The following is a 13,169-nucleotide window of genomic DNA, read 5'->3' as shown; positions in this document are numbered from 1 at the left end:
TTATTTAAACGATATTAAAACTTTAGTTTCTGCTATATTCTCAGTCGGGATGGCACTTTCAACCAGCTCCGCCTTTTTTCCTTTTTCTTTGATGGTTTCTTCAATAATTACGCTACCATCAGCATAGGCAAGTAACTTACCTTCACGCTTGGTTCCGTCAGTTGTTTTGACAGCTACACTGCGCCCTATGTTTTTTGTATACTGCCTGGGCAGTTCAAGCGGTGTGTCAATTCCGGGCGATGAAACTTCGAGGTTGTAAGCATCTTCAACCACGTTTTCCTCTTCCAGATGAAAACCTACATGGCGGCTCACATCAACACAATCACTTATACCCAACCCGTTATCGCCATCAATTAAAATAATGAGCTTGCCGTTGCTATGCATCTTTACACTCACTAAAAATATTTCGGGCTTCTCGGCCAGTTTTTCTTCAACCAGTTCTGCCGCCCTCTTTTCAACGTTAGTCATTTGCAAAAAATTGATTGATAATAAAAAGAGGGGACATAAGGCCCCCTCTTCCGATATGCAAATATAAGTGTTTTATTTTGAAAGTCAATAGGGTAGTAAATACATATTGACAAGTGTTAAGATCAAATCAGTAAATCAAACAGTCTGTAAGCGTTATTTAAACGTCCTGTTTTGTCGAACTTAATAAACTGGTTTTCTATTTCACCTTAATCAGGTAATCTCGTCCAAAGGTTGATGCACGAGTGCGAGGGTTGAGAAATGCGGGTGTCAATCTCGAAATCCCATAATCAGCGTCAGAATACACCAAATCAAAACCAATATGATTATCCCTTAATAAATAAAGATAATCTTTGGAGGTAAAAATCCACACAGGTTCGCCATTTGCTCTTTTAGTCTTAATCTCGTTAATCTCAATAAAGGGCGTTAAATTTTGTGTGTAAAAATTAAAGCCTGAGCTATGATCAATGTAGTTGTATATTTTATTTTTAGGAATATTGTTGCGGTTAACTACTTGTGCTAAACCAATACCACCCTGGTAGCGCAACAGCTCCTGGTACACATGCCCATTAAGCAAAATGTTAGTTAGAGACGCCAACAGTACTGATAATGCAACCAGTTTAACAAGCACACCCTGCTCTTTGGCAAATACATATACCATTGCGGCAACAACTATTAGTGACGTTGCAATTACTGCAACCCGGTTAAGTGGGAAACACCAGAAGTTTAACAGTATTAATAATACAGCCACTATAAAAATTACCAGATATTGCACTTTAAGAAAGGCACTTAGCGCTTTAAACTGGTGCATCTCAAACTTCTGCATTAAAAACCCGGCTGTTATAATTGCAAAAATAGGGAACAACACATTTAAATAGTGTGGCAACTGATAGCCTGAGGATGATATGATGGCAAAAATCATAATGATGGTTCCCGTGGTTAAAAGCTCATAGTTTTTAAAGTACTGGAACCTTGTTTTTACAAAGAAGGCAACCCTATCAAAAAATGCAATATAAGTGAGTAAACAAAAAGGCAGAAAAGCCCATAAGGTGGTATGGAAGAAGAAAAAATAATCTTTATTCCCTTTGCCCCAGCTTTTACCTTCCAAACGCTCAAAGTTTTGCTGCCAGAGTATAAACTTAACACCCGATACATTTTTCATTCCACGCACCACCTTCTCGGGGTGTAAATCATATTGTAAGTAGTAGCAGTAAACACATGGGGCAATAAAAATAGCCCAAAACACAAATACGGCCAGCCAGCGCCAGCTGAACATTACCTGCCAGTTACGCTGGTATAGTAAAAAGAAGAACAAAGCAATACAGGGCATAACAAACCCAATCATACCCTTTGTTGTAAAAGCCATGGCCAATCCCAACCCGGCAAGCAAATAATTATACCAGCGTGCCGTAACTGCCGATTCAACCAATTGCCATGTGGCAAAGGCAATACCTGCTGCTAGCAAGGCATCCATTCGTACATCATTATTAGCCAAAAACTGGGCCTGCGCGCTTGCGTAAATGATAGCAGCAAGCATACCCGCATTACAATTATATAGCCTGCTGCCTAATTTAAATGTTGAAAATAATCCTAAAATGGTAGCCAGTAAAGACGGTATCTTGTAAGCTATGGTGTTTACACCAAATATGTTGAATGACAACGCCGCGAGCCAGAAGTGCAGGTGAGGCTTATCTAAATAATCCTTTCCCATATCATCAACCAAATTAACATAGTTATGGTGCTGAACCATGTGTAAAGCTATATTGGCATGATGGGAGGCATCCTCATTCATTAAGGGCACAAAAAGCCCGAACACATAAGCTACCAAAAGTGAAAAGAACAGCCAGAACCAAGTTTGATTATTTATAGGATTTTGCGTCATGAACTGAATATTGAGCATGATGTTGGCGCATACAAACACCACATTAATGGCAAAACTACTGATTTTATATATAAGACAAACTTGAACAGGAAACTATATAAAAACATATGCCCAACCGCAATGTTACCTTTATATAACTAATAGTAAAATCATGAAACTCATTCGCAACATTTTAGGCGTAACGGCAATTGCCCTTTCACTGGCAGCTTGCGGCAACAGCCAGGACAAATCGGTAGGCGGAAGCTCTGACACCACCGAAAATGCATCTGACGTAGGCGCTACCAGCGTTGGCGGTTTAGATTCAACCCGTACCGACTCAACTACCATGGATTCGAGCCAGGCAGAAGGTAACGCTACACCAACAGGCAGACCGTAAAACTGAGAAAACATGCAGCTTTTATTATTTTACATCAACGGCCTGCGCCACCAATCCGTTTTGGGTTTAGAAACTTTAAGCCCACGCGAAGAAGATATGGCTGACGACGACGATGAAGCGTTTGATGACGAAATGCAGGACGAAGAGGACTTGCATCAACTCCGAACAAATGATGACGAACGCGAACTGACGCCGGAAGATGATGATCATTTACCGGATGAAGAGTTACAATAAGTAATTTACAGAGCAATCTTGTTTCAAGATTGCTCTTTTGCATTTGATAAAATTTTTAGCAATTTGCCATGGAAAATCATCAACCATGGCTGTTAAAAAATCAACTGAACCTATACCCGACAACCTCAAAAGATGCTCCTGGTGTGGCACCGATCCTCTTTACACAAAATATCATGATGAGGAATGGGGAAAAACCTTACACAATGATGATGTGCTTTTTGAATTCCTTGTACTTGAATCGGCGCAGGCAGGGTTAAGCTGGATTACTATCCTTTGCCGCCGCCAAAACTACCGTAAGGCCTTTGCCAACTTCGATGTAAAAAAGGTAGCCGCCATGACTACTAATGATATAGAGCGTTTAATGCAAGATGAAGGCATTATCCGTAACCGCTTAAAAATTACCACTACTATTACCAACGCCCAACTCTTTATAGCTGTACAAAAGGAGTTTGGTTCGTTTGATAAATACCTGTACAGCTTTATGCCCAATGGCAAACCTATCAATAACCAACCCGGCACTATCCCGGTAAGCACACCCATATCTGATGCTATTGCCAAAGACATGAAAAAGCGGGGCTTTAAATTCTTTGGCACTACTATATGCTATGCCTATATGCAGGCAGTAGGCATGGTGAACGATCATGTAGCTGACTGTGCGTTTAAATAAATTATTTGAATCAGAGTTTTCTGAATTTAAGAATTTACAGAATAATTTTGGTTGTTATTTGTTTATACCAAGCCATCGATAGGAAATCTTATTTTTGTGGCGATAGGATGCTGTTTTAATTCCGGCAATTCTTAAATTCTGTAAATTCTGATCATGAAGAAGTTATTCCTTTTAGATGGTATGGCCCTGATGTACCGGGCGCATTTTGCGTTGAGTAAGAACCCGCGTTTTACATCAGGCGGCTTAAATACATCGGCAGTAATGGGTTTTACCAATACGCTGCTTGATGTGTTGAGAAAGGAAAAACCTACCCACATGGCCGTAGTATTTGATACCGACGCGCCAACAGAACGCCATAACGACTTTGCAGATTACAAGGGTCACCGTGAGGCCATGCCCGAAGATCTTTCGGCAGCTATGCCCTATGTGATAAAGCTTATTTTAGGTTTCAACATACCGGTTATCACATCAGACGGCTATGAAGCCGATGATATTATAGGCACACTTGCAAAAAAAGCCGAACAAAAAGGCTACCAGGTGTACTGCATGACGCCTGATAAAGACTTTGCGCAATTAGTATCGCCCAACATTTTTATTTACAAACCTGCCCGCATGGGTAATGATATGGAAATATTAGGGGTGGAAGAAGTAAAGAAAAAATGGGAAGTTGATGACGTTTGCCAGGTGATTGACATACTGGGCTTATGGGGCGATGCGGTTGACAATATACCCGGCATACCCGGTATTGGCGAAAAAACGGCAAAGCTGCTTATTAAGCAGTACGGCTCAATGGAAAACATTATTGCGCACAGCCATGAGCTTAAAGGCAAAATGCGCGAAAACGTTGAAAACTTTGCCGAGCAAGGTTTGCTTTCAAAAAAACTGGCTACCATATTATTAAATGTACCGGTTGATTTGGATGAGCAAGGTTTGGAAATTTGTAACCCAAGCAGGGAGCTTTTAGAGCCCTTGTTTGCCGAGCTGGAATTCAGAACCCTTGGTCGCCGTGTATTTGGCGACGACTTTAGTATTACCGAAATTAAGGCAGTTGGCGGCCAGCAAGACTTATTTGGCGATCCTGCCCCGGGCGCAGGCCGTACGCTCACCGTTGAGTTAAAAGACATATCGGAACCCGAGGTACAAATTGCTGCCAAAAACATTAACAACGTTGAGCATACTTACCATTTGGTAACTACTGTAGAAGAGCGTGCAGAATTGATTGCCAACCTGCTTAAAGAGGCTGAAATTACTTTTGATACCGAAACTACCGGACTTGATGCCAACAACTGCGAACTGGTTGGATTATCGTTTGCCATTAAACCAGGCGAGGCCTGGTACATTCCGCTTCCGGCAAATTTTGAGGAAGCCCGGCTTATTGCACACGAATTTAAACCTGTGCTCGAAAACGAGGCTATTAATAAGGTAGGGCAAAACGTTAAGTATGATATACTGGTACTCAAATGGTACGGCATTGAAGTAAAAGGCCAGTTGTTTGATACCCTTTTGGCACATTACGTATTAGACCCTGATACACGCCATAACATGGATATACTGGCCGAAAATTACCTGGGCTACAAAACTGTATCCATCACAGAATTGATTGGCGCTAAAGGCAAAAACCAACTCACCATGCGTGATGTACCTGTGGAAAAGGTAAAGGAATATGCCGGAGAAGATGCCGACGTTACCCTGCAGTTAAAACAGGTTTTTGAGCCAAAACTAAAGCAGGTAGAAGCAGAAGATTTGCTTAATAAAATTGAGCATCCGTTAATATATGTATTAAGCGATGTTGAGTTTGAAGGCGTAAAGGTTGATGAGCAAACGCTTAGCGAATTTTCAAAAGAGCTTACCACAGACTTAAGCCGCCTTGAGCAAACTGTTTACGAAAAGGCGGGGGTGAGGTTCAACATATCATCACCTAAACAGTTGGGTGAGGTATTGTTTGAAAAACTGATGCTTGATCCTAAAGCCAAAAAAACCAAAACCGGCCAATATCAAACCGGCGAGGACGTGTTGCTTGCCCTGGCTACAAAAAGTGATATTGTGCGCGATATATTGGATTTTCGCCAGTTGCTTAAATTGAAATCAACTTATGTGGATGCGCTGCCGTTAATGATCAACTCAAAAACAGGGCGTATACACACTTCATACAACCAGGCTGTGGCAGCAACCGGGCGTTTAAGCTCGCAAAATCCCAACCTGCAAAATATTCCTATACGTACCGAGCGCGGCCGAGAGGTACGTAAGGCATTCATTCCTCGCGATGAAAACCATTTGCTACTTTCTGCCGATTACTCGCAGATTGAACTACGCATTATTGCCGAAATAAGCAAAGACCCTAACATGCTTGATGCTTTTGCAAAAAATCTTGACATTCATACTGCAACCGCGGCAAACGTATATGGTGTAGCCTTAGAGCAAGTAACCAGCGAGCAGCGCCGCAATGCCAAAGCAGTAAACTTTGGCATTATTTACGGGCAATCGGCCTTTGGGTTATCGCAAAGCTTAGGCATACCGCGTAAAGAAGCAGGCGATATCATTGAACAGTACTTTGTTCAGTTTGCCGGCATTAAAAACTATATGAGCGATACCATGAATTTTGCCCGTGAAAACGGCTACGTAAAAACGCTTATGGGTCGCAGGAGATATCTGCGTGATATTAATTCTGCAAATGCTACTGTACGCGGCTTTGCCGAGCGAAACGCCATCAACGCACCAATACAAGGGTCGGCGGCAGATATGATCAAGATTGCCATGATTAATATTCATCAGGAATTTAAAACGCAAAACCTGGCAACACGCATGACCATGCAGGTGCATGACGAGCTAGTGTTTGATGTTCCTAAACATGAAATAGAAATTGTAAAACCTATTATTGCTCACCATATGAAAACCGCCATTAAAACTGAGGTGCCAATCATGGTAGAAATGGGCGTAGGTACAAACTGGCTCGAAGCACATTAATAATTCAATTACCTCCGGGTTATTGTTCAAAGCATACTACTTATAAAAGGGTATTCCATTTAAGTGGTATGCATTCATTGTTAATGATAGGTGTTAAGTCTCATCTATGTATAACTTTCACTATTTATTGCACTTTTTTCATATTAATTAACAGCAACTGCAAACACATTTTATACTTACAGGTTGTAATTTTGTAAGTAAACTTTTGCTTACATTGGAGCCAACATTACCTGTAAAATGAAAGTTTATCACCTTGCCGCCGAATGTTACCCGGTGGCCAAAGTTGGCGGCCTTGCCGATGTGGTTGGCGCCTTGCCCAAATATCAAACCGAGGCTGGTTTGCAGGCCGCTGTTGTATTACCTTTTTATAACCGCAAATTTGTACAGGAAAACGAATTTGATGTAGTTTTTGAAGCGTCGACACTGCTGGGTAAAAAACGTTATGAGTTTGAGATATGGAAAGAACGCGCTGATACGCTTGGCTTTGAACTGTACCTCATATATGTACCCGGCCTGTTAGACCGCCAGGAAGTATACATGTACCCTGATGAACGTGAGCAGTTCATTATCTTTCAACTTGCTTTTTTAGATTGGATAAACTGGTCGCAACAACGGCCTGATGTTATTCATTGTCATGATCATCATGTTGGTTTAATTCCATTCCTGATGAAGCACTCGGCCTTGTACAGCAAAAAATACGCTAAAACAAAGACGGTGTTTACCATCCATAACGGACAGTATCATGGAGCCTTTAACTATGATAAGTTTGATTACCTGCCTGAAGTTGACATGAACTTTGCCGGTTTGTTAGATTGGCAAGGAGCTATAAACCCATTGGCCTGTGCTATCAAATGCGTTGACAAGTATACTGCAGTTTCGCCAAGTTATTTAGAAGAGCTTACCCACAGCTCAAACGGCCTGGAGTATCTATTTTGGCTTGAACATGCAAAAGGTAAAGGTATTATAAATGGCATTGATACGGAGGTTTGGAATCCATTCACAGACCCGATGATTAAGGCTAAAATTTATGCCAAGAAACCCGAAAGTGGCAAACTAGCCAATAAGAAAGCTCTTTGCGAACGCTTTGGCCTCTCGGCCGATCAACCATTGATTGCTTTTATTGGGAGGCTGGTTGGTGAAAAGGGCGCCGATCTACTACCCGAAGCATTTTCGCGCAGTTTGCAAAAGCATGCCGGCAAGGTAAATATCATTATGCTTGGTGCAGGTGATAAAGAAACCGAGACTGCGCTTACAAAGCTCAATGAAATTTATCCTGACAACTATAAAACCTATATAGGTTACAACGAAGAACTCGCGCATCAAATTTATGCCGGTTCGGACTTTTTACTAATGCCATCGCGCGTGGAACCGTGCGGGTTAAATCAATTATACTCATTACGTTACGGAACGCTACCCATAGTACGCCGTACCGGAGGCTTAATTGATACCGTTACTGACTTTGGCGACCCCAATGGTTATGGTATCTGCTTTAACAACAGCAGTGTAAACGATATTTGCTATTCTATTGACCGGGCAGTTACACTTTATAAGAACACCGAGCAGCTTGATTTGTTACGTAAACGTATGATGGCGCTCGATTTCTCGTGGACCAAGTCGGCCAAAGAGTACATAATGTTATATGAAAGCTTAACATCAATTATATGAATTCTAAAGTAATAAGCATTGTACTTGGCGGTGGCCAGGGAACACGGTTATACCCGCTTACAGCAACCCGTTCAAAGCCCGCAGTGCCTGTTGCGGGTAAATATCGTTTAGTTGATATTCCTATTTCAAACTGCTTGCATTCAGGCTTCGAGCGTATTTTTGTACTTACGCAATTTAATTCGGCCTCATTAAACAAGCACATAAAAAACACTTATCACTTCAGCAGCTTCAGCGATTCGTTTGTTGATATACTGGCTGCCGAGCAAACACCATCAAACGTAGGGTGGTTTCAGGGTACTGCCGATGCGGTGCGCCAGAGCTTACACCACCTATCAGTGCATGAATTTGAGTATGTGCTTATACTATCAGGCGACCAGCTTTACCAGCTTGATTTTAAGCACATGGTTGAAGAGCACATTAAAAGTAAAGCCGAAATTTCCATAGCTACCATTCCGGTACATGCTAATGATGTACCTAGCTTTGGTATATTAAAAACCAATGAAGAAAGCCTGATTACCGACTTTATTGAGAAACCTAAAAGCGGTTTTGAAAGCTGGGCTTCTGAGGTTAGTGAAGAGATGGCTGCAAAAGGCCGCTTTTACCTGGCTTCGATGGGTATATACATCTTCAACCGTCAAACTTTGTATGATTTACTGCAGGGCAATGAACATCCTGACTTTGGTAAAGAAATTATCCCGCAGTCAATACAAACTAACCGCGTGGTAAGCTACCAATACGAAGGTTATTGGGAAGATATTGGTACTATACCATCATTCTTTGAGTCGAACCTTGGCCTTACTGATGATATACCTGCATTTAACCTATTTGATAAAAAGCATATATTCACCAGGGCACGCATGTTGCCACCATCAAAAGTATCAGGCACCTTGTTAGAGTGCTCTATTATATCAGATGGCTGCATTATCAATGCAAAACTCATAAAACGTTCGATAATTGGTATACGTACCCGCATAGGTGCTAATACTGAAATAGAGAACTGTTATATAATGGGTGGTGATAATTATCAAACTCTGGAACAAATTGAGCAATCAAAAGCTGATAACACACCAATAATGGGTATTGGCGATCGTTGCAAAATAAAGAATGCAATCATCGATAAAAATGCGTTCATCGGAAACGATGTTTGTATCAACTGCGGAGAAAAACTTGAAGACGGCGACTATGGTGCTTACACCGTACAGGGCGGCATTGTGGTTGTAAAAAAACGCGCAGTAATTCCGCACGGAACCATTATATAAATTCAGATGATATATCAAAAAAGCCCGGATATCCGGGCTTTTTTATTGGCTTGATAGCAATAGCTTTTATTGATATAACATATATTTGTCTATAGCTTTTCATTATAGATGAAGTTTTTCGTTGTATGACCATTACCCAACTTGAATATATTGTAGCTGTTGACACTTACAAAAGCTTTGTGCTTGCGGCCGAAAAATGCTTTGTAACGCAACCTACACTAAGTATGCAGGTACAAAAGCTGGAAGATATTTTAGGCGTTAAAATATTTGACCGCACTAGGCAGCCAATTGCCCCAACTGAAGTAGGCACCGAAATTATTGCACAGGCCAGGCTTATGCTGGCAGAAAGCTATAAGATAAAAGAGATTATATCTGACCGTCAAAAAAATCTTTCAGGCGAGCTAAAGGTGGGAATTATACCAACTATTGCGCCCTACCTGCTTCCAAGGATAATTGCACGCTTTGTTGACCAGCATCCGCAGGTTAAACTAGTTGTATGGGAACAGAACACAGAAAATATAATACAGCAGTTAAAACTTGGCACCATTGACTGCGGCATTTTATCAACCCCGCTGCATGAGCCCGGGCTGAGTGAGATACCTGTTTTTTATGAGAACTTTGTAGCCTATGCATCAAAATCAAGTAAGCTTTACAAAAAGAAAACCATTACACCCGATGATATAGACGTTGAAGAACTTTGGGTGCTTGATGAAGGTCATTGCATGCGCGAACAGGTGCTTAACATATGCCAGCGCCGAAAATCAACCAAAGGGTTCCAGCACTTTGAGTACAACACAGGCAGCGTTGATACGCTCAAACGCATGGTTGATCAAAACAATGGCGCCACTATTTTGCCCGAGCTTGCGCTTGATGATTTGAGCGATAAGCAGCTGGACAGGATACGCTACTTCAAATCGCCTGAACCGGCAAGAGAGGTTAGCATAGTTATACAACGCAACTTTATTAAGCGGCGACTTATTGAAGCTTTAAAAAACGAAATATTGCATTTCATTCCCAAAAAGCTCAAGACCAAAAAGAAGAAAGAGGTTATGGACTTTTAAATAGAGTTTCAACTTTGCAATACCCTTATTTAGAATAATTAAAAATAACTTTTGATTTAAGTAAGATAATCATACTTTTGGACCGTTATTTATACTAAGTCCAAATAAATGAACAAACTTTACCACTTCATCCTATCAATCTGCATCATAACTTTAAGCGCTACCGGCGCATTCGCCCAACAAAACAGGGGAACTGTAAAAGGCAAAGTGCTTACATCTGACAACAAACCTGCTGATTACGTTACTGTAGGCTTAAAAGGCACCAAGCACGGCACCATGACTAATGAAAATGGTGATTATATACTCAGAGCGCCAGCAGGTGATTATACACTTGTAATATCATCGGTTGGCGTACAGCCTACCGAAACAACCGTTACGGTTGTAGCTAATCAAACCGTCACTGTAGGCACGTTAAATATAAACACCAGCATGTCGCAGTTGTCAGAGGTTAACGTAACAGGCAATAAAGCTCGTTTTACACGCAAATCAAGCATTGATGCTGCTAAAATTCCGTTAACTGCACTTGAAAATTCACAAACTTACTCAACCATAACTACCGAGCTCATTAAAGAGCAGCAAGTATTCTCGATTGATGACGCTTTGAGAAATGCGTCAGGCATACAAAAACTTTGGGATGCAACCGGCCGCGGCGGCGATGGCGGCTCTTACTTTACTTTAAGAGGCTTTGTTGTACAAAGCAGCTTACGCAATGGCGTTGCAGGCTTGGTAACCAATACGGTTGATGCCGCTAATACTGAAAAAGTTGAGGTAATTAAAGGCCCGTCGGGTACGTTATACGGCAGTACGCTACCGTCTTTTGGCGGTTTGGTTAACCGTGTTACCAAAAAGCCATTTGAAACCTTTGGCGGCGAAATAACTCAAAGTGTCGGCGGCTTCGACTTTAATAAACTGGGCCTTGTTCGTACATCAATAGATATTAACACACCGGTTACCGAAAGCAAAGATGTACTGTTTCGCCTTAATGCGGCGTTTAACAAGCGCAACAGCTTTCAAAACTATGGTAAAAACAACACCTTTACCTTAGCTCCAAGCTTGTCAATCAAAGCAAATGACAAACTCTCGTTTTTGGTTGAGTCAGAAATATTCTTTGGCCGCAGCTCTTCAATGCGTCCATTCTTCTTTTTCCTGAACACGCCTAACCAGTTAGGTGTAAGCAAAGTGAGCGACCTTAACATCGATTACAACCAGGCTTATGTAAACGATGATATTAGTCAGCGTTCACGCAGCATTAACAACTTTGTACAGGCCAACTATAAAATAAGCGATAAAATTACTTCGCAAACTATACTTACTTCAGCCAATAGTTTTTCTAACGGGGCAAGCCCTTACTTTTACCTGGTTACTGATGAAGCTGCCATAGATGGCACTACGCTGCCTAACCCACCCGGCAATAACAACTTTATTTCGGTAAGAGATCAATCGACTTCAAACAGCAACTTTACTGCTATACAGGTACAACAAAACTTCAATGGTGATTTTAACATCGGGCAGTTCCGCAACCGCTTTGTAGTTGGCCTTGATTACCAGCATGTAAACTCCAATCAAAGATATTACGGGTCAGATTATGGCTATGCGCCAATAAACAGCTCAACATTTAATTATGGCAGCTTTAACAGGGAAGCGCAACTTAAGCAAATACCGTCTGTTTTTACTGATGCCAACACATTCCCGTATATATACAAAACAAGCACTTACAGTGCCTACGTTTCAGACGTATTTAACATTACCGAACAGTTACTGGCATCGGCAGGTGTACGTATTGACCGTTTCGAAAACGGTGGAAGCTACAGCCTTGCAAATACGCAAACAGCTGCACCATTCAAGCAAACCGTATTTTCGCCTAAGTTTGGTTTGGTATACCAAGCTATTAAAGAGCAGCTCTCATTATTTGCAAACTACCAAAACGGCTTTATCAACCCTCAGCCTTTTCAGGATGTTACCGGCACACTTGTTAACCCAAAACCACAAAATGCCAATCAAATTGAGGGCGGTGTAAAAGTGGCTTTGTTTAATGGTAAATTAAATGGTAGCGTAAGTTATTATAATATAAAATTAACCAATATGCTACGCAGTTTACCACCAACCTCAACAGTACCGAACCCTTCGGTACAGGATGGCACACAAAAATCTGAAGGCTTTGAGGCCGAGTTTGTAGCTAGCCCGGTTACCGGCTTAAGCGTAGTAGCAGGCTTTGCTTACAACAATTCAAAAATAACCAAAGCAGCAGCCGATGTAGGTTTTCGCCCAAACACTGCCGGCTCACCTTACCTGGGTAACTTTTATGTAAGCTACCGCTTGCCTCAAACGGCTGTGAAGGGGCTAGGTATAGGCTTCGGTGGCAATTACGCAAGCGAAAACAAGGTTATCAACAGCGAATTTTCAGGCACTTTCTCACTACCGTCATACACTGTATTAAATGCAAATATATTTTATGACCGTGCTAAATACCGTTTGGGTTTAACTGCAAATAACGTAGGTAACAAACGTTATTATACAGGTTACACTACTATTAATCCGCAAGATTTACGTCAACTGGTATTGAGTGCATCGTACAAGTTTTAACTTAACTCCATAA

Annotated in this window: 10 protein-coding genes; 8 read left to right on the top strand and 2 right to left on the bottom strand. The window is 41.4% G+C overall.

What is annotated here, in order from left to right:
• Both rimP and GO816_RS06075 read right to left on the bottom strand, forming a co-directional pair.
• Window positions 1–468 carry a ribosome assembly cofactor RimP gene (gene rimP / locus GO816_RS06080; RefSeq protein ID WP_157540462.1) on the bottom strand — a complete coding sequence of 156 codons (468 nt, stop codon included), beginning with the start codon at window positions 466–468 and terminating at the stop codon, window positions 1–3.
• Between the two features lie 196 nt (window positions 469–664).
• Entirely contained in the window at window positions 665–2,365 is a 1,701-nt protein-coding gene (locus GO816_RS06075) for an ArnT family glycosyltransferase (RefSeq protein WP_157540461.1), read from the bottom strand.
• A 133-nt stretch (window positions 2,366–2,498) separates the two neighbouring features.
• Here GO816_RS06075 and GO816_RS06070 point away from each other — a divergent pair, with 133 nt between their 5' ends.
• The 8 genes from GO816_RS06070 (at window position 2,499) to GO816_RS06035 (ending at window position 13,156) form a co-directional block, all read left to right on the top strand.
• Entirely contained in the window at window positions 2,499–2,723 is a 225-nt protein-coding gene (locus tag GO816_RS06070; RefSeq protein WP_157540460.1) for a hypothetical protein, read from the top strand.
• Window positions 2,724–2,735: 12 nt separating this feature from the next.
• On the top strand, window positions 2,736–2,957 hold the full coding sequence (locus GO816_RS06065; RefSeq protein WP_157540459.1) for a hypothetical protein: 222 nt from the start codon (window positions 2,736–2,738) through the stop codon (window positions 2,955–2,957).
• A gap of 85 nt (window positions 2,958–3,042) precedes the next feature.
• Entirely contained in the window at window positions 3,043–3,624 is a 582-nt protein-coding gene (locus tag GO816_RS06060) for a DNA-3-methyladenine glycosylase I (RefSeq protein ID WP_157540458.1), read from the top strand.
• A gap of 153 nt (window positions 3,625–3,777) precedes the next feature.
• Window positions 3,778–6,588, top strand: coding sequence for a DNA polymerase I (polA, locus tag GO816_RS06055; RefSeq protein WP_157540457.1), 2,811 nt, complete (start codon window positions 3,778–3,780; stop codon window positions 6,586–6,588).
• 237 nt (window positions 6,589–6,825) lie between these two features.
• Window positions 6,826–8,253: a glycogen synthase gene (locus GO816_RS06050; RefSeq protein ID WP_157540456.1), complete on the top strand. Its 1,428-nt coding sequence runs from the start codon at window positions 6,826–6,828 to the stop codon at window positions 8,251–8,253.
• A complete protein-coding gene (locus GO816_RS06045) occupies window positions 8,250–9,512 on the top strand; it encodes a glucose-1-phosphate adenylyltransferase (protein WP_157540455.1) in 1,263 nt (420 codons plus the stop codon). Before GO816_RS06050 ends, GO816_RS06045 begins: the two co-directional genes overlap by 4 nt.
• 125 nt (window positions 9,513–9,637) lie before the next feature.
• The gene (locus GO816_RS06040) at window positions 9,638–10,573 is read left to right on the top strand and encodes a hydrogen peroxide-inducible genes activator (RefSeq protein ID WP_157540454.1); all 936 of its coding nucleotides are present in this window, start codon (window positions 9,638–9,640) and stop codon (window positions 10,571–10,573) included.
• A 108-nt stretch (window positions 10,574–10,681) separates the two neighbouring features.
• Window positions 10,682–13,156, top strand: a complete 2,475-nt coding sequence (locus GO816_RS06035) for a TonB-dependent receptor (RefSeq protein ID WP_157540453.1) — start codon at window positions 10,682–10,684, stop codon at window positions 13,154–13,156.
• The last annotated feature ends 13 nt before the right edge of the window (window positions 13,157–13,169 follow it).

Source organism: Mucilaginibacter aquatilis, assembly GCF_009755275.1.
Taxonomy (GTDB): Bacteria; Bacteroidota; Bacteroidia; order Sphingobacteriales; family Sphingobacteriaceae; genus Mucilaginibacter; species Mucilaginibacter aquatilis.
The sequence above is the reverse complement of the archived record's forward strand: the minus strand, read 5'-3'. Positions and strand labels throughout refer to the sequence as shown.

Bases quoted from the DNA above. Each gene is read 5' to 3' on its own strand.
- rimP (WP_157540462.1), bottom strand. From the start codon at position 468: ATGACTAACGTTGAAAAGAGGGCGGCAGAACTGGTTGAAGAAAAACTG.
- GO816_RS06075 (WP_157540461.1), bottom strand. From the start codon at position 2,365: ATGCTCAATATTCAGTTCATGACGCAAAATCCTATAAATAATCAAACT.
- GO816_RS06070 (WP_157540460.1), top strand. From the start codon at position 2,499: ATGAAACTCATTCGCAACATTTTAGGCGTAACGGCAATTGCCCTTTCA.
- GO816_RS06065 (WP_157540459.1), top strand. From the start codon at position 2,736: ATGCAGCTTTTATTATTTTACATCAACGGCCTGCGCCACCAATCCGTT.
- GO816_RS06060 (WP_157540458.1), top strand. From the start codon at position 3,043: ATGGCTGTTAAAAAATCAACTGAACCTATACCCGACAACCTCAAAAGA.
- polA (WP_157540457.1), top strand. From the start codon at position 3,778: ATGAAGAAGTTATTCCTTTTAGATGGTATGGCCCTGATGTACCGGGCG.
- GO816_RS06050 (WP_157540456.1), top strand. From the start codon at position 6,826: ATGAAAGTTTATCACCTTGCCGCCGAATGTTACCCGGTGGCCAAAGTT.
- GO816_RS06045 (WP_157540455.1), top strand. From the start codon at position 8,250: ATGAATTCTAAAGTAATAAGCATTGTACTTGGCGGTGGCCAGGGAACA.
- GO816_RS06040 (WP_157540454.1), top strand. From the start codon at position 9,638: ATGACCATTACCCAACTTGAATATATTGTAGCTGTTGACACTTACAAA.
- GO816_RS06035 (WP_157540453.1), top strand. From the start codon at position 10,682: ATGAACAAACTTTACCACTTCATCCTATCAATCTGCATCATAACTTTA.